We start from the raw sequence: 16,458 nt of genomic DNA on the forward strand, positions 1-16,458 counted from the left end.
ACCCTAGGGGCGGTCAGAGCACTTCCCTTGTCGGTTTAGCCGAACTGGTTGGAGGTGTTTTTCGCACCGCCAGCTTTCAGAGCCGCTTCACCAGCGTAGTATTCCTTGTGGTCATCACCTATGTCAGAACCCGCCATGTTCTGGTGCTTAACACAAGCGATACCCTGACGGATCTCTTTACGCTGTACGCCTTCAACGTAGCCCAGCATACCGGCTTCACCGAAGTACTCTTTTGCCAGGTTGTCTACAGACAGAGCCGTGGTGTGGTAAGTCGGCAGAGTGATCAGGTGGTGGAAGACATTCGCTTCGCGTGAACAGTCAGCCTGGAAGTTCTTAACCCAGCGATCCGCTTCAGCAGAGATTTCAGAATCATCGTACTTGGCGTTCATCAGGTCAGAACGGTCATAGGCAGAAACGTCTTTGCCTTCTTTTTCCCAAGCATCAAATACTTGCTGACGGAAGTTCAGGGTCCAGTTGAAAGAAGGTGAGTTGTTGTACACCAGCTTGGCATCTGGGTGTACTTTACGCACTTCGTTCATCATGTCGCGGATTTCGTAAACAGTCGGTACTGCAGTTTCAATCCACAGCAGGTCAGCACCAGCGTTGATAGCTTCGATGCAATCGAAAACACAACGCTCATGGCCAGTACCCTGACGGAACTGATAAAGACCGGAAGGCAGACGCTTGGGACGAACCAGCTTGCCGTCACGGCTGATCAGGACGTCACCGGGATTGGTGTCTTCAGGGGCCACTTCTTCAACATCCAGGAAGGAGTTGTAGATGTCACCTTGATCGCCTGGCTCACGAACTACAGCGATTTCTTTGGTCAGACCTGCGCCTTCAGAGTCGGTACGGGCAACGATAACACCGTCATCAACACCCAGTTCCAGGAAAGCGTAACGCAGAGCGCGGATCTTGGCGTGGAAGTCGGCGTGAGGAACGGTGACTTTACCGTCTTGGTGACCACACTGCTTCTCATCAGCAACCTGGTTTTCGATCTGCAGGGCACAGGCACCGGCTTCGATCATTTTCTTGGCCAGCAGGTAGGTGGCTTCTGCGTTACCAAAACCTGCATCTATGTCGGCAATAATGGGGACAACGTGAGTTTCGTGGTTGTCGATCTTCTTCTGGATTTCAGCTTCTTTAGCAGTATCACCTGCTTCACGGGCTTTATCTAACTGGCGGAAGAGGTCACCCAGCTCGCGGGCATCGGCCTGGCGCAGGAAGGTGTAGAGCTCTTCGACCAGGTCAGCAACGACCGTTTTCTCGTGCATAGACTGGTCAGGAAGAGGACCAAAGTCAGAGCGCAGGGCTGCAACCATCCAGCCGGACAGGTAGAGGTATTTGCGCTCGGTGCTGCCGAAGTGCTTCTTGATGGAGATGAGTTTCTGTTGACCAACAAAACCGTGCCAGCAGCCCAGTGATTGGGTGTACTTGGTTTTGTCCTTGTCGAACTCAGCCATGTCACGACGCATGATGCCAGCGGTATAGCGCGCAATGTCCAGGCCAGTCTTGAATTTGTTCTGAGCACGCATACGTGCTACAGCTTCAGGATTGATTGCATCCCAGGGCGAGCCGTTGGCTTCTTTCAGTGTTGCTACTGCGTCGATGTCTTTTTGATAAGTTGACATGCTATTTCCTCATACAAAGCAGATGCTGGTTTATTGGCATTTACGGTTCAGTGGTTGCCCACCGGATTTTTAATCATGAACCGGCAGTTGCCAACCGGTTGGTGCGGTGCATCATGCCCCAGTGGAGGTTGATATACAAATAGGCATTAGTCGAGGTGATTTCGTTGTAATTTGACTACAGTGTTATTTAACTACAAGCTTTGGCCTTGTAGATATTTAACTGTTTCGGCTTTTTCCCAATGAAGTTTGAAAGCCTGCGCCTGACGATAGGCCTCGCGGTGCTCTTGGGTATAAAGCTCTGTCCTGGTTTCCTGGAAATTAGGCCAAACCAGAAGATGCTGATCATCAATCAGTAGTTTAGCTTCTTTATTGGGACGGTAAGCGGTAGCTGCCTTACGAATTTCAATATGTGTGGGTGCGCGCTGGTGTAGTTTTAGCAGGTTGCTGGACTGACGGGAGAATTGCAGAGTATCGGTAAAAATAAATTGTACCCGGCTATGTTGATGGCGTTTGGCAAGACTTAGCAGAGGACTCAAACTGGCATCTGAGAACCAGTGACTGACATAGGCTGGCGCTTCCAAGCAAACGCTCCGTCTGGCCTGTTGAAGCAGGCATTTAATCAGACTGTTCACCTGCTGCCGTCCCTGGATACGTACTTGGTTTTTTTGCGCCAAAGCCTCTAAAAAGTCTTCTTGGCTTAGTTGGGTGTCTTCATGCAGATCAGCACCCAAGCTCATTTGCATGGGTCGGTGTGGAATACCGACTTCCAGGTATTCTTCACCGCTGATGCTAAAACCTTGCTTTTGATAAAAATCAACGACGCTGGTTTGGGCATTTAACGCCAGTTTTTTGATGCCCTGGCGCTTTGCATGTTCCAGCATACGCTGCATGAGTTTTACACCCAGATTTTTTCCACGAAGCTGTTTGAGTACTGCAAAACGGCCAATTTTGTTACCAGGAGTCAGCCGGGCTGTAGCCACGGGGCGGTCATTGATCAATAATAGGAAGTGCTCACTGACTTCATCCTGCTCATCCCATTCGTCCTCTTCGGCGATTTGTTGCTCTTCTACAAAAACCTTATAGCGCACCTGATGACAGGCATCACCGATTTGTTTCCAGGAACCCTGCTTGGCAGTCAGGCGTAGTGAAGTCTTGTTTTGCTCGGCAGAGTTGCTGGTCATGGTTGGCTATCCCTAATCCTTCATTGGTCGTCTGAAATGGCGTAGAGGCTACCTTGGTTAATCAGCTGCAATAAAAGGTCAAGGCTGGCCGGATCTTGCAAACTGAGTTTAACGAAATCTGCATCCAGTGTGAACTTGGCACTCAAGCTTTCAATCCAGGGTTGTAGGCTTTCCGCATAGGGCCAGGCCGCCCCATCCGCAAATAGCCAGCGACCTTCAGATCCCTGGCGAAAAGCAAGGCGACTGCCTTCGGCCAGCTGAAGCACTGGAGCTTCTGAAGGTGCTGAAGTGAGTAGTTGCTCCAGATCCTCCTGAACCCAGGGTTGTTCTGGCGCAAGTAATTGATCCGGGTATTTGGTTTGGGTCATGGCCCGGCCAAACCATTCATTGATAGCTGCAGGTTGATCCAGCACTTCCAGCAGCAGCTTTTTCAAGCGCTGGGTGGCGGCATCATCAATTTCTGCCGGATGCCGAGGCAGAGTGACATCCGGGTCGGTGTAGCGCAGGTCTTCCTGAAGCTTTTCGCCGATAAAATCAGCCGCACCGCAGAGAATTTCTTCGGCACTCAGTGCACGAAAGCCCACTGACCAGGTGGTGCAATCCTCGCTCAGGGAAGTACCCCAGTGAGCCAGTTGCGGGGGCAGATAAAGCAGGTCACCGGGTTCCAGCACCCAATCCTGTTCAGGATTGGGCTGGAAGTCGGTCAAAATTTTCAGACGGGTATCCTGGCGCAGTGGTGTGCTTTCATCACAGAACTGGCCCAGTTGCCAGCGCCTTTGACCACTGGCTTGAAGCAGAAACACATCATAGTAATCAATATGCGGACCAACACTGCCACCTGGGGGTGCATAGCTGATCATAATGTCATCCAGCCGCCAGCGAGGCAGGAAATCAAAGGCTTGCAGCAACTCGCCGACTTCGGGTAGCAGGTGATCTACGGCCTGAACCAGTAGGGTCCAGTTCTGTTCAGGAAGCTTCTGTAGAAAACTTTCCTCAAAAGGACCATTGAACAGCTGCCAGGGTCCCTCTGGACCTGTTTCCATAACAACCCGCGATTCCACCTGCTCTTCACAGGCCAACCCCGCCAACTCATTGATTTCCAGAGGTGGTTGAAAGCCCGGCAGGGCCTGGCGGATCAACAGGGGTTTTTTCTGCCAGTACTCACGCAGAAAAGTTTCAGGGCTGATAGAACCGAGGATTGAAAGTGTCATCTTCAGATCGCCTTGGCCTGAGCTATTGCATTGCCAATATAGTTAGCGGGCGTTAACTGCTTAAGCTCAGCCTTGGCCTCTTCTGGCAGTGCCAGCGTATCAATAAATTCAGCCATGGCCTGTTGGTTGATGGTTTTACCGCGGGTCAGCTCTTTCAGTTTTTCATAAGGCTTTTCAATGCCATAGCGACGCATCACCGTTTGAATGGGCTCAGCCAGGACTTCCCAGGCGGCATCCAAATCAGCGGCCAGACGTGCGGGGTTGGTTTCCAGCTTAGAAATGCCTTTCAGGCTGGCCTGGTAGGCAATCAGACTGTGACCACAACCCACGCCCAGATTACGTAAAACCGTGGAATCGGTAAGATCCCGCTGCCAGCGCGAAATGGGCAATTTGGCGGCCAGGTGATCAAACAGGGCATTGGCAATACCCAGGTTGCCTTCAGAGTTTTCAAAGTCGATGGGGTTAACCTTGTGGGGCATGGTGGAAGAACCAATTTCACCGGCCACGGTTTTCTGTTTGAAATAACCCAGAGAAATATAAGCCCAAACGTCCCGGTCAAAGTCGATTAGGATGGTATTGAAACGGGCCAGAGCATCAAACAGCTCGGCAATGTAGTCGTGGGGCTCAATCTGCGTGGTGTAGGGGTTCCAAGCCAAACCCAGGCCTTCGATAAACTGCTTGGCATTCGCCTGCCAGTCAATTTCGGGGTAGGCACTCAAATGGGCATTGTAGTTGCCGACAGCGCCGTTGATCTTGCCCAGCAGCTCGATTTGTTCAACCTGCTTGATCTGGCGTTCGAGGCGATAAACTACATTGGCCATTTCCTTGCCGAGGGTGGAAGGGCTGGCGGTCTGGCCGTGGGTGCGGGATAGCAGAGGCACTTCCGCATTGGCATGGGCCAGGGCACGAATGGCTTCAGCCACCTGGCGCATTTCGGGAAGCAGCACCTTTTGCAGACCACCCTTGAGCATCAGCGCATGGGACAGGTTGTTAATGTCTTCACTGGTGCAGGCAAAGTGGACAAACTCAGTGATGGCCTTGAGTTCAGGCAGGGTTTCGATCTTGTCCTTGATGAAGTACTCCACGGCCTTGACGTCATGATTGGTCACCCGCTCGTGGGCCTTCACTGCCTCAGCATCTTCAACAGAGAAGTTGGCGACTAGATCATTGAGCAGCTGATTGGCTTGTTCGGAAAGTGCAGGTACTTCGTTGATTTGGGGGTGCTCGGCCAGACGCTGTAACCAGCGAACCTCGACCTCGACACGGGCGCGAATCAAGCCATATTCAGAAAAATGCTCGCGCAGTGCGGCGGTTTTGCTGCCATAGCGGCCATCAACAGGTGAAATGGCGGTCAGATTGGTAAGTTGCTCAAGAGACATGAAATTTTCCAATTTAAAGTTTATCGGTTTAAGTTAAAAATTACTTTGCAGCTGCCAGGGCGCGGTAGAGGCTGATTTTTTCAGGCTGTCTGCAACAGGAAGTTGCAGTCAGAGCTTACAGGCATGTATTTACGCGTCCTGAAAAAACCAGCCTCTACAAAAGCGTCATAGCGCCATCCATTGAGCCAGAAGTAAGCAGTGCCTTGCTCCCCTGAGGCTGATCAGCTGCTTCAGCACTTAAAGTTAAGCCAGGTCGCAGGTTTAGGCGCGAAAGCCCAGTTCATCCAAATCACTTAATAAGCGCTTACGTGCAAAGAGTAGTTTCCAGCGTTTGCCGCCTGCTTGTGACCAAAGCATTGCCGAGCGTACTCCTGCCAGCAGGAGGGCACGAATTTTATCGGCGTTGATTTGCTGTTGCAGAATTTGGGGGTCACCCTGCACCTGAATACGAAAAGAAAAGGTGCTTAGGGTGTCCTGATAAAGCCCGGCCAGGGCTGAGATTACATTTTCGTGCGTGGGGCTAAAGTGCCTGGCCTGGCCCTGGATGGCATCCAGGCGTTCACCAAGGGCGGTCAGCATGCCCTGGTCTTTCATGAGTTTGGTCTGCAATACCAGGATGCCTACGGCATAGCGCATGATATTGGGGTGGATGTCTTTTTCCTTTTGCAGGATTTTACGCAGGGCCCGTGCGCCTGGACGTAGATTGAAAAGGTCACCACCATAAATGTCTTCAGTCGATTCGGGGTTGAGTACCAGAATACTGCTGACACTGGTTTCAAAGGTATGTTGATCGACGAGTCCGCGACCAGCCAGCTCATGGACCAACTGGGCCGCTTGCAGGACGCCTATCAGGCCAATTGCCTGACGTTTGTTTGCATCCAGGTTGTTCATAGGTGACTACCTTTAGATTGTAAAAAAGTTTCTTCAATGACACCGCCGCCCAGGCAGATTTCATCTTGATAAAAAACGACGGATTGGCCGGGGGTGACCGCACGTTGGGGCTGGTCGAAAAGCACACGGCACTGGCCTGATTCCAGGACTTCAACCTGGCAGTCTTGATCGGCTTGGCGATAGCGGACCTTGGCTGTTGAACGAAAAGCACTTTTGGGTGGCTGTCCGGCAACCCAGTCAGGTGCGGCACAAATCAAGCCGTCAGTGAACAGCAGAGGGTGATCTTCACCCTGGACTACGGTCAATTCATTGGTGTCCAGGTTTTTGCCGGCAACAAACCAGGGTGCATCCGGGTAGCCTTTGACACCACCGATTCCCAGGCCCTGGCGCTGGCCCAGGGTGTAATACATGAGTCCGGCATGCTCCCCAATCACTTCGCCCTGATCGGTAATGATTGTGCCTGGCTGAGCGGGTAAATAACGCTTTAGAAAGTCACTAAAACGTCTTTCGCCAATAAAACAGATTCCAGTGGAATCTTTTTTCTTGGCTGTGACCAGGTCATTTTCTTCTGCCAGACGGCGAACTTCGGGCTTTTCCAGTTCACCCACGGGAAAAAGCGTCAGACCAATTTCTCTGTGGCCCACGGCATGTAGAAAGTAGCTCTGGTCTTTGTTGTTATCCAGGCCACGTAGCAGTAACGCCTGGCCTTGGTCGTCCTGTCCGCGGCGCACATAGTGGCCGGTGGCAATCAGGTCGGCACCCAGGTGTTGGGCATATTCCAGGAAGGCTTTGAATTTGATTTCTCGGTTACAAAGAATATCTGGGTTGGGCGTGCGGCCCGCTTTGTATTCTTCCAGAAAATGCTCGAAGACAAAGTCCCAGTATTCGGCAGCAAAATTAGCCGCATGCAGCTTGATGCCTAGCTTGTCACTGACTGCCTGCGCATCTGCATAGTCTTCCTTGGCCGTACAGTATTCAGTGCCATCGTCCTCTTCCCAGTTTTTCATGAACAGGCCTTCAACCTGATAACCCTGGCGTTTGAGAAGCAGGGCGGAAACGGAGGAGTCAACACCGCCGGACATGCCGACGATGACGCGGGTGGAAGCTGGATCAACTGGCTGCATGGGTGTTGCCTGAGGCACTGGTGGCTCCGGGGTCAAAAAACGCCCATTATAACGCAGGCACGGGCTTAAAAGTAGGCAGGAAGAGCCTGCAATTAAGGATGAAGCTCACGAAAATCTCTGATTATTTCCAGCGGGTAGCGAATGCCTGCCAGAAAATCTCTGCAACAGGGCAGCACCATGGGGCTGCGCAGGCGACCCAACTCATTTTCAGCCAGGATTTCATCCAGAGTTAGCCAATGCGGGCCAATAATGCCTTCGTCCAAAACAGCATTGGGGACTTCGGATAGAGGGCGGGCTATAAAGCAGTGCCGGTGATAAGTGATGCCATTGGGAGCGACATTGATGTAGAGTCCCAGATAGGCCTCTACTTCAATCAGCCAGCCGGTTTCTTCCAGGGTTTCCCGTTCGGCTGCTTCAATGAGACTTTCATCTTGTTCCAGATGGCCCGCAGGTTGATTCAATACAGGCCGGTCGGAACGTGTCATTTGGTCGTATTCTTCGACCAGCAGAAAGCGTTCACCATCATGGACGAGGGTGGATACGGTGGCATTGGGTGTCCAGCGGCTCATTTTGACTCCTTGCGAACGCCTTTTTTACGCGGTTTTAGGGCAACTTTGCTTTCTTTGGTGGGCAGGTGAACCTGAGTCATTTTTAGCTTACCCGGTTTCATTTTGTCGAGTGACCAGCTACCAATGGACCAGCGCACCAGGCGTAATGTCGGAAAACCAACATGGGCTGTCATACGTCGTACCTGGCGGTTACGGCCTTCAACCAGGGTCAGCTCCAGCCAACTGGTGCCCTTGCCTGGTCTGGGCTGAACGGGTTCGGCGCGGGGCGGTAGCTTGGGTTCTGGCAGGTGTCTTGCGCGAGCCGGACGGGTTTTGCCATCATTGAGCTCAACACCGCGGCTTAGTTCTTGCAGGGCTTCATCGGTAATCTGGCCCTCGACCTGCACCCAGTAGGTTTTGGGTAGCTTGAATTCAGGGTGGGTGATGCGGGCTTGCAGCTCACCGTCACCGGTTAGCAGCAGTAGGCCTTCTGAGTCATAATCAAGGCGGCCAGCAGGGTAGATATCTGGAACCTTGATAAAGTCCGACAGGGTGCTGCGTCCTTTATCGTCAGTGAACTGGGACAGGACCTGCCAGGGTTTGTAAAAGAGGTAAAGGTCGCTCATGGTGTTCTCGATTGCAGTTTTTTTTGGCGTGTTACTTGTGATTTTACCAAAACATCCCTATTTTCTAAGTAACACATTTTAAGAAACAAAGATTTGCGCTTCCCGTTGAATTTATTCCTGCATACAGGGACTAAGCTTGGGTAAAGGCGAAGACTAACAGATAGCAGAGAGGGTTAGCAGTTGAAGTCACAGATGTTGGCATCGGGCAGGGTCGTCTCTTCTGGCGGAACGGGTGATGATGATTTTGATCATCAGGATGGTGAAGGGCTGGCAACAGCAGAATCCAAGCCGAAGCTGAAAAAACCACCCTTGTACAAGGTGGTGATGCTAAATGATGACTTTACACCCATGGAGTTTGTCGTTGAAGTATTAATCAGGTTTTTCCACATGGATATGGAAAAGGCTTCGCAGATCATGCTTGCAGTGCATACTGAAGGCAAGGCAACCTGCGGTGTCTTTACGAGGGATGTCGCTGAAACCAAAGCAGCGCTGGTCGTCGATTTTGCTCGTGAGAACCAGCATCCATTAATGTGCAATGTAGAAGTGGCGGAGTAAACAGCTGGGCATAAGCCTTAAAGCTGTAAAATCAATCTGGTTCCCAGGCGGGTAAGTGAGGGTAGGCTCATGCTTAGCAAAGATCTTGAACATACGCTGAATGAGGCGTTCACCCTGGCAAGGCGCCAACGCCATGAATTCATGACAGTTGAGCATTTATTGCTGTCATTGCTGGATAATGAATCGGCTGCACAGGTTCTCAAAGCTTGTGGCGCTGACCTAGGTGTCATCCGTAAGGATCTCAACGACTTCATCAACGCAACCACGCCAGTGATTCCTGATGACAATCTGGAGCGAGAAACACAGCCAACTCTGGGCTTTCAGCGAGTGCTGCAAAGAGCAGTTTTCCATGTTCAATCCTCAGGTAAAAGTGAAGTAACCGGTGCCAATGTACTGGTTGCCATTTTTAGTGAGCAGGAAAGCCAGGCTGTTTATTTCCTTAAGCAACAGGATATTGCTCGTGTGGATGTGGTTAATTACATCTCTCACGGTATTTCCAAGGTGTCGGATGATCCCGAACAGGATCACGGCATGCTTGGCCATGAACAGGAAGAAAGCCAGGAAGGTGTGAGTTCCAACCATCCTCTGCACAGTTTTGCAACCAACCTCAATGAGCAGGCCCGCATAGGTCGGATTGACCCTCTGGTAGGCCGTGATCAAGAGGTGGAAAGAACGATTCAGGTTCTTGCCCGTCGCCGTAAAAACAACCCCTTGTTGGTTGGTGAGGCAGGCGTTGGTAAAACAGCGATAGCTGAAGGCCTGGCCAAACGCATTGTCGATGGCGAAGTGCCAGAAGTTATTGGCGATGCCGTAGTCTACTCACTGGATTTGGGTGCACTGCTGGCTGGTACCAAATATCGCGGTGATTTTGAAAAACGCCTCAAGGCGCTGCTGCATGAATTGAAAAAGCAGGAAAACTCGATTCTTTTTATCGATGAGATACACACGATTATCGGCGCAGGTGCTGCTTCCGGTGGCGTCATGGATGCCTCCAACCTTCTGAAACCCATGCTATCCAGTGGTGAGCTGCGCTGCATAGGGTCAACGACTTTCCAGGAATTTCGCGGTATTTTTGAGAAGGATCGTGCCCTGGCGCGGCGCTTCCAGAAAATCGACGTGGTTGAACCCAGTGTCGAAGATACCATTGCGATTCTCAAAGGCCTGAAGAGCCGTTTTGAACAGCATCACAAGCTCAAGTATGACGATCAGTCGCTGGAGACAGCTGCACGCTTGGCTGCACGCTACATCAATGATCGCCATCTGCCTGACAAGGCCATCGATGTTGTCGATGAAGCGGGTGCCTATCAGCAGCTGCTACCGGAAGATCAGCGGGTGGAAGTGATCACCAGCTCCGAAGTCGAAGCCATCGTCTCCAAAATTGCGCGTATTCCGCCTAAAACGGTCTCCAGCAATGATAAAGAGGTGCTGCGCAATGTTGAGCGGGATCTAAAAATGCTGGTCTTTGGCCAGGATGAAGGTATTCAGGCACTGTCCAATGCCATTAAATTGTCGCGGGCAGGGCTTAAATCACCTGAAAAACCCATAGGGGCCTTCTTGTTTGCAGGTCCTACTGGTGTGGGTAAGACAGAAGTGACTAAACAGCTGGCGCGTACCCTGGGTATAGAGCTGGTTCGTTTCGACATGTCTGAGTACATGGAAAGACATACTGTCTCCCGTTTGATCGGTGCGCCTCCAGGTTATGTGGGTTATGACCAGGGCGGCCTTTTGACTGAAGCTATTACCAAGAATCCGCATTGTGTGCTCTTGCTGGATGAGATAGAAAAAGCCCATCCAGAAGTCTTTAACCTGCTGCTGCAAGTTATGGATCACGGAACCCTGACTGACAACAATGGGCGCAAGGCTGACTTCCGCAATGTGATTCTGGTGATGACAACCAACGCAGGTGCTGAAGTGTTGAACAAGCGCTCCATCGGCTTTAAAGAACAGGACAATACCTCGGATGGTATGGAGGTGATACGCAAGTTCTTTACACCTGAGTTCCGGAATCGTCTGGACACCATTATTCAGTTCAAAGCACTGGACACCGAAGTCATCAAAAACGTGGTCGATAAGTTTCTGGTTGAACTTCAGGCCCAGTTGGATGACAAGCGTGTGGTGCTGGATGTTGACGATAAGGCAAGAGCTTGGTTGGCAGCCAGAGGCTACGACCAGGCCATGGGTGCAAGGCCGATGGCCCGCTTGATTCAGGAGAAAATCAAGAAACCCATGGCTGAAGCGATTCTCTTTGGCGAGCTCTCCGACAAGGGCGGTACTGTGCATGTCACGGTTGAGTCTTCAGAAAGCGAAGATCTTAAGCTGGAGTTTGAAGCTGCTTCCAGAGAAGAAGAGGAAGAAGGGGCTGTTTAATCCAGCCCTTTCTTAGAAACAAAAAAACCCGCAAGTGCGGGTTTTTTTGTGCCCGGGCCCTAAGCTTATTGAATCAGCAAGCGGACCCTAGTCAAGTGCTTAGCGAGCGCGATAGGTGATACGCCCTTTGGTCAGGTCATAAGGCGAGAGCTCAACCTTAACCTTGTCACCAGTCAGGATACGGATGTAGTTTTTACGCATCTTTCCTGAAATATGAGCAGTCAGAACATGACCGTTCTCAAGCTCTACACGAAACATTGTATTGGGTAGGGTATCAATGATGACACCTTCCATTTCAATATGGTCTTCTTTTGCCATTCGGTAAAAACCTCTGAATTGGCTGATTGGATTTTGCCAGAATAAAAATCGCCAACATTCTGCCTTATTTTTCAAGAAATGGCAAAAAAAGCCTTTATCAGCAGCAGCTAGTCATTAGCTTCTTTAAATGGAATCCATTCTTGCTGTTGGAGGATTTCGAGGGGTTGGTAGTTTTGTTTGTAATTCATTTTCCGGCAGTTTTTGATCCAGTAGCCTAAGTAAACATGAGGGAGCCCCAGTTTCTTGGCTAGTTCAATCTGCCAGAGTACAGCATAGACACCAAGACTGCGCCGGTTTTCTTCAGGAGAATAAAAAGTATAGATGGCCGAGAGGCCTCGTGACAGCCTATCCATGGCTGCAACAGCAAGGAGTTGATGCTGTTCATCACGAAATTCCACCAAACGCGCCCAGGGCTCGCTGAGAAGTAAAAAACTGCGAAACTGTTCTACAGAAGGCGGGTACATGTCGCCATCTGCATGGCGGGCTTCCAGGTACTCCTCGTAAAGGGCATAGTATTCTTCGGTAAAGCGGGTATTGACCACCCAGGCAGTTAAATCCTGATTGCGGTTCCAAATTTTACGCTGCTGGCGGCTGGGTTTGAATTCTGGCACTGAAATACGTACTGACTGGCAGGCATTGCAGTTCTGGCAGTGAGGGCGATAGAGGTGGCGTCCACTGCGCCTGAAACCAACCTGGGTCAGGCTATCGTAGACTTCCAGGGTCAGGGGCTGCTGGGGGTCAAGGAAAAGCGTGGTCGCCTCCCGGTTGGGCAGGTAACTACAGGCGTGCGGCATGGTTTGGTAGAAGCGTAGTGAAAAAGCCTTTTCACCCGGAGTATTGCTAGTCACACTTCAACTCCTTGCTTGAGAAAGCTTAAAAATTCTTCCCGACCAATTTCTCTTGCCCCCAGGCTAGCCAAGTGAGGCGAGTAAACCTGACAATCGATTAATTCAAATTCTAGCGCTTCCAGATGCCTTGCTAAAGCTACCAGAGCAACTTTTGAGGCATCACTGACCCGGCTGAACATGGATTCACCAAAAAATACCCGACCCAGGGCCAGGCCGTAAAGGCCGCCAACCAGTTCTTCTTCTTGCCAGACTTCCACAGAATGCGCAAAACCCTGTTGATGCAATTGATTATAGGCGGTTTCCATTTCCTTGCTGATCCAGGTACCTTCACGGTTTTCACGAAGAGCCGCGCAGAAATGAATCACTTGGGAAAAAGCCTGGTTAAAGGTTATCTTGAAGTCATTGCGTTTCAGGCGTTTTCGCAAGCTGCGGCTGACTTTGATTTCTTTTGGAAACAGAACCATCCGCGGGGCCGGTGACCACCAGAGAATGGGTTCGCCCTCGCTGAACCAGGGAAAGATACCCTTGCTGTAGGCTAGCAACAGGCGCTCTGGGCTAAGGTCGCCGCCAAAGGCAAGGAGCCCGTTGGGCTCCTCTAGGGCCAGCTGTACCGGGGGAAACCAGAGCTCATCATCCAGTTGCCAGATTTCAAGCATAAATCAGCCTGTTGCTGTTGAAGATATCAGTTATCATAAGGCCTTGGCAGGGTAATCAACAAGTTGAGTAAACGGGAAGTAGCAGTGACTGAACAGGAAAAGACAACAGCAACCCCTCATCAGCCCAGTCCTCTGGCGGATCGTTTGCGCAAAGCACTCTATGAAGCCGGTGCTCTGGTTCTGGCTTTGGTTGGCTTGATGCTGGCCTTGGCACTCTTCAGCTTTGATCCGGCTGATCCGGGTTGGAATATGACGTCCCAACAGGCGGCGACCAACCTGATGGGTCTTTCGGGTGCCTGGCTGGCTGATGTGCTCTTTTCCCTTGCTGGTGCTGCGGCCTGGTTACTGCCTCTGGCTATCGTGCATTTGGCCATCCAAGTCATGCGTCGTCCCTGGCAAAATGAAGCTTGGGACCCTTTCATTCCCTCGTTGCGTTTTTCTGGATTAATGCTCCTGCTGGTGGGTATTGCTGCCCTGGCCGCCATGCACTTTTACGACCAGGAAGTCAGTTGGGCCTATGGCGCCGGTGGCATTCTGGGTGAAAGCCTATCCAGCCTTGCTGGCCCATTACTCGGGCACTTGGGCGCTACTCTGGTATTTTTGACGGCCTGTTTTGCGGGCTTCTCACTGATCACTGGTTGGTCCTGGTTCATGATCATGGATGAGCTGGGCAGTTTGTTGGTTAGATTGTTTGAAAAGTTAAAAAATACTTGGTGGAAGGCTGAGCTTTTTAGACGCAAAGAAAAAGAAGACTATTATCGTGATGCCCGAGAGCCACAAACGGAATCCCTGCCACCTCAGGAAAAGTCCGCGCCTGGCTGGCTGGAAGATATTAAACAGAGGCTACCCAAACCTGAAGCTCCCAAAAAGTCACCGCAGGAATATCGGGAGCCTCACCTGGAAACTGATGATGAACAAGAACAAGAACCTACCCAGGAACCTCGTTTACTGACTGCCGAAGACCTTCAGCCCAAACGTCAACATCCTGCCGGGCCGGTGCAGGGCACTAAACCCGGTTTACAGTTACTGGATGCCAGTCGGCCCCAACAGGCTGGCTTTACCCAGCCTGAATTGGAAGCTCTTGCCGTTCTCTTACAGCAGCGGCTGATTGAGTTTGGTGTCAGAGCCGAAGTGGTGGATGTTCACCCTGGCCCGGTGATTACCCGATTTGAGCTGGAGCTGGCCGCAGGAATCAAGTCCAGTAAGGTGGCTAACCTGGCGCTGGATCTGGCGCGAGCCTTAAAAGTACCCAGTGTTCGTGTTGTTGAAGTCATCTCAGGTAAATCGACCATAGGGATCGAATTACCCAATGCCAAAAGAGCCCTGATTCGTTTGACTGAAGTCTTGGATCATGATGCTTTTACTCTGGACAAACACCCTCTTCCCCTGGCACTGGGTCAGGATATCGCTGGCAACCCTGTAGTCGTCAACCTGGCCAAGATGCCCCACCTACTGGTCGCAGGGACTACAGGTTCAGGGAAATCGGTTGGCGTGAATGCCATGCTGCTGTCTTTGCTCTTACAGCGCAGCCCCGAAGAGCTGCGACTGATCATGATCGACCCTAAAATGCTGGAGCTTTCAGTTTATGAGGGTATTCCGCATCTGCTGGCGCCGGTCGTGACGGATATGAAGGAAGCCGCCAACTCCCTGCGCTGGTGTGTTGCTGAAATGGAAAGGCGCTATCAGCTGATGGCCGCCTTGGGTGTGCGCAATATCACCGGCTTTAATGCCAAACTTAAAGAAGCCACGCGTAATGGCGGCAAGGTAGTGGACCCTTTGGTGGACCCGGAATCAGGTCGCCAGGAATACTTGGAGTCCCTGCCTTATGTCGTTGTCGTGATTGATGAATTTGCCGATATGATGATGCTGGTGGGTAAAAAGGTGGAAGAGCTGATTGCCCGTCTGGCCCAAAAAGCCAGGGCAGCCGGTATTCACTTGATCCTGGCAACTCAGCGGCCCTCAGTTGATGTAATTACCGGTCTGATCAAGGCCAATATTCCAACCCGCATCGCTTTTCAGGTCTCCAGTAAAATTGATTCACGAACCATTCTCGATCAAGGAGGAGCGGAACAGCTGCTGGGCAATGGCGACATGCTTTATCTGCCGACTGGGGCTCCTCAGCCCGAAAGGGTGCATGGTGCTTTTGTAGATGATGATGAAGTGCATCGGGTGGTTGAAGACTGGAAACAAAGAGGAACCCCTGATTACGTGGAATCTATTTTGTCGGGTGATGTCGAAGCAGCCAGTCTGGCGGGTTTGGAAGCCGAAGGCGCTGATAACGACGATGAAAATGATCCTCTTTATGACGAGGCCGTCGCCTTTGTGATTGAGTCCCGAAGAGCTTCAACCTCCTCGGTGCAAAGGCGTTTCAAAATAGGTTACAACCGGGCAGCCCGCCTTGTCGATGCCATGGAGAGAGCTGGCTTGGTTTCTCCTTTACAGGCGAATGGGCAGCGTGAACTTCTGGTTGGCGAGTAAATTCAACTGAATGTAAGGAAAAGCATGCGACTTAGATCACTGATTTTCGGCTTGGGCTGTTGGTTATTGGCTCCGGCGCTTCTGGCTGATCAGGCTGAACAGCAACTGCAGGCTTACCTGGCTGAAATACGCAGCCTGGAAGCGGGTTTTGAACAACAGCTTCTGGATGCCCGGGGCCAGCGTATGCAAAAAACGGAAGGTGAAATGCGCCTTCTCAAGCCAGGGCGCTTTTATTGGGAAACCCGTAACCCTTTTCCAGAAGTTCTGGTATCCGATGGCGAATCTCTCTGGCTTTATGATCCCGATCTGGAGCAGGTAACCATTCAAAAGCTGGATCAACGCATGGCCTATACGCCGGCGCTGATTCTTTCAGGGGAAACCGCAACGCTTAGTGATGACTTTGAAATTACCCGCCGTCAGGAAAGCCAACAGGAAATCTTCACCCTGACGCCCTTGGCAGGTGATAGTCTTTTTGAACAAATGGAACTTTATTTCCGGGACGGTCAAATAGAAGCGATCCATCTGGAAGACAGCCTGGGTCAGAAAACCCGTGTTGAACTGCTCAACCCCCGTTACAACCAGCCTTTAGACCCTTCCGGTTTTGATTTTGTCCTTCCTGAAAATGTGGATGTCATTCAGGAGTAA

The 16,458-nt window shown here is 51.3% G+C and carries 15 protein-coding genes; 4 read left to right on the forward strand and 11 right to left on the reverse strand.

What is annotated here, in order from left to right; all coding sequences use genetic code 11:
* Window positions 1–35: 35 nt before the first annotated feature.
* The 8 genes from BM185_RS06360 to BM185_RS06395 form a co-directional block, all read right to left on the reverse strand.
* On the reverse strand, window positions 36–1,631 hold the full coding sequence (locus BM185_RS06360) for an isocitrate lyase (protein WP_091960926.1): 1,596 nt from the start codon (window positions 1,629–1,631) through the stop codon (window positions 36–38).
* Between the two features lie 191 nt (window positions 1,632–1,822).
* Window positions 1,823–2,812 (reverse strand): GNAT family N-acetyltransferase, encoded by a 990-nt coding sequence (locus BM185_RS06365; protein ID WP_091960928.1) that lies wholly within the window; start codon window positions 2,810–2,812, stop codon window positions 1,823–1,825.
* A 20-nt stretch (window positions 2,813–2,832) separates the two neighbouring features.
* Window positions 2,833–4,023 carry a cupin domain-containing protein gene (locus BM185_RS06370; protein WP_091960931.1) on the reverse strand — a complete coding sequence of 397 codons (1,191 nt, stop codon included), beginning with the start codon at window positions 4,021–4,023 and terminating at the stop codon, window positions 2,833–2,835.
* Window positions 4,024–4,025: 2 nt separating this feature from the next.
* The gene (gene purB / locus BM185_RS06375) at window positions 4,026–5,402 is read right to left on the reverse strand and encodes an adenylosuccinate lyase (protein ID WP_091960933.1); all 1,377 of its coding nucleotides are present in this window, start codon (window positions 5,400–5,402) and stop codon (window positions 4,026–4,028) included.
* Window positions 5,403–5,663: 261 nt separating this feature from the next.
* Window positions 5,664–6,293: a high frequency lysogenization protein HflD gene (gene hflD / locus BM185_RS06380; protein WP_091960936.1), complete on the reverse strand. Its 630-nt coding sequence runs from the start codon at window positions 6,291–6,293 to the stop codon at window positions 5,664–5,666.
* Window positions 6,290–7,417: a tRNA 2-thiouridine(34) synthase MnmA gene (gene mnmA / locus BM185_RS06385; protein WP_091960938.1), complete on the reverse strand. Its 1,128-nt coding sequence runs from the start codon at window positions 7,415–7,417 to the stop codon at window positions 6,290–6,292. Before mnmA ends, hflD begins: the two co-directional genes overlap by 4 nt.
* A gap of 92 nt (window positions 7,418–7,509) precedes the next feature.
* Window positions 7,510–7,986, reverse strand: coding sequence for an NUDIX hydrolase (locus BM185_RS06390; RefSeq protein ID WP_091960941.1), 477 nt, complete (start codon window positions 7,984–7,986; stop codon window positions 7,510–7,512).
* Window positions 7,983–8,591: a pseudouridine synthase gene (locus BM185_RS06395; protein ID WP_091960942.1), complete on the reverse strand. Its 609-nt coding sequence runs from the start codon at window positions 8,589–8,591 to the stop codon at window positions 7,983–7,985. The genes BM185_RS06390 and BM185_RS06395 overlap by 4 nt, the downstream gene beginning before the upstream one ends.
* A 192-nt stretch (window positions 8,592–8,783) precedes the next feature.
* Here BM185_RS06395 and clpS point away from each other — a divergent pair, with 192 nt between their 5' ends.
* Both clpS and clpA read left to right on the forward strand, forming a co-directional pair.
* Window positions 8,784–9,146 (forward strand): ATP-dependent Clp protease adapter ClpS, encoded by a 363-nt coding sequence (gene clpS / locus BM185_RS06400; protein ID WP_091960945.1) that lies wholly within the window; start codon window positions 8,784–8,786, stop codon window positions 9,144–9,146.
* A gap of 69 nt (window positions 9,147–9,215) precedes the next feature.
* Complete coding sequence (clpA, locus tag BM185_RS06405; protein WP_091960947.1) at window positions 9,216–11,513, forward strand: ATP-dependent Clp protease ATP-binding subunit ClpA; 2,298 nt, start codon at window positions 9,216–9,218, stop codon at window positions 11,511–11,513.
* Between the two features lie 99 nt (window positions 11,514–11,612).
* Here the strand turns inward: clpA and infA are convergent, their stop codons facing one another.
* From infA to aat, 3 genes are all read right to left on the reverse strand, one after another.
* Complete coding sequence (gene infA / locus BM185_RS06410; RefSeq protein ID WP_027849523.1) at window positions 11,613–11,831, reverse strand: translation initiation factor IF-1; 219 nt, start codon at window positions 11,829–11,831, stop codon at window positions 11,613–11,615.
* A gap of 107 nt (window positions 11,832–11,938) precedes the next feature.
* Complete coding sequence (locus BM185_RS06415; protein WP_091960950.1) at window positions 11,939–12,679, reverse strand: arginyltransferase; 741 nt, start codon at window positions 12,677–12,679, stop codon at window positions 11,939–11,941.
* The gene (aat, locus tag BM185_RS06420; protein WP_091960953.1) at window positions 12,676–13,335 is read right to left on the reverse strand and encodes a leucyl/phenylalanyl-tRNA--protein transferase; all 660 of its coding nucleotides are present in this window, start codon (window positions 13,333–13,335) and stop codon (window positions 12,676–12,678) included. Before aat ends, BM185_RS06415 begins: the two co-directional genes overlap by 4 nt.
* 63 nt (window positions 13,336–13,398) lie before the next feature.
* Between aat and BM185_RS06425 the strand changes: the two genes are divergently transcribed.
* Entirely contained in the window at window positions 13,399–15,813 is a 2,415-nt protein-coding gene (locus BM185_RS06425) for a DNA translocase FtsK (RefSeq protein ID WP_245751715.1), read from the forward strand.
* 24 nt (window positions 15,814–15,837) lie between these two features.
* Window positions 15,838–16,458: an outer membrane lipoprotein periplasmic chaperone LolA gene (gene lolA / locus BM185_RS06430; protein WP_091960960.1), complete on the forward strand. Its 621-nt coding sequence runs from the start codon at window positions 15,838–15,840 to the stop codon at window positions 16,456–16,458.

Source organism: Marinospirillum celere (genome assembly GCF_900112235.1).
In the GTDB taxonomy this organism is placed as follows: domain Bacteria; phylum Pseudomonadota; class Gammaproteobacteria; order Pseudomonadales; family Halomonadaceae; genus Marinospirillum; species Marinospirillum celere.

Coding starts and splice junctions, on each gene's coding strand:
- BM185_RS06360 (WP_091960926.1), bottom strand. CDS start 1,631: ATGTCAACTTATCAAAAAGACATCGACGCAGTAGCAACACTGAAAGAA.
- BM185_RS06365 (WP_091960928.1), bottom strand. CDS start 2,812: ATGACCAGCAACTCTGCCGAGCAAAACAAGACTTCACTACGCCTGACT.
- BM185_RS06370 (WP_091960931.1), bottom strand. CDS start 4,023: ATGACACTTTCAATCCTCGGTTCTATCAGCCCTGAAACTTTTCTGCGT.
- purB (WP_091960933.1), bottom strand. CDS start 5,402: ATGTCTCTTGAGCAACTTACCAATCTGACCGCCATTTCACCTGTTGAT.
- hflD (WP_091960936.1), bottom strand. CDS start 6,293: ATGAACAACCTGGATGCAAACAAACGTCAGGCAATTGGCCTGATAGGC.
- mnmA (WP_091960938.1), bottom strand. CDS start 7,417: ATGCAGCCAGTTGATCCAGCTTCCACCCGCGTCATCGTCGGCATGTCC.
- BM185_RS06390 (WP_091960941.1), bottom strand. CDS start 7,986: ATGAGCCGCTGGACACCCAATGCCACCGTATCCACCCTCGTCCATGAT.
- BM185_RS06395 (WP_091960942.1), bottom strand. CDS start 8,591: ATGAGCGACCTTTACCTCTTTTACAAACCCTGGCAGGTCCTGTCCCAG.
- clpS (WP_091960945.1), top strand. CDS start 8,784: ATGTTGGCATCGGGCAGGGTCGTCTCTTCTGGCGGAACGGGTGATGAT.
- clpA (WP_091960947.1), top strand. CDS start 9,216: ATGCTTAGCAAAGATCTTGAACATACGCTGAATGAGGCGTTCACCCTG.
- infA (WP_027849523.1), bottom strand. CDS start 11,831: ATGGCAAAAGAAGACCATATTGAAATGGAAGGTGTCATCATTGATACC.
- aat (WP_091960953.1), bottom strand. CDS start 13,335: ATGCTTGAAATCTGGCAACTGGATGATGAGCTCTGGTTTCCCCCGGTA.
- lolA (WP_091960960.1), top strand. CDS start 15,838: ATGCGACTTAGATCACTGATTTTCGGCTTGGGCTGTTGGTTATTGGCT.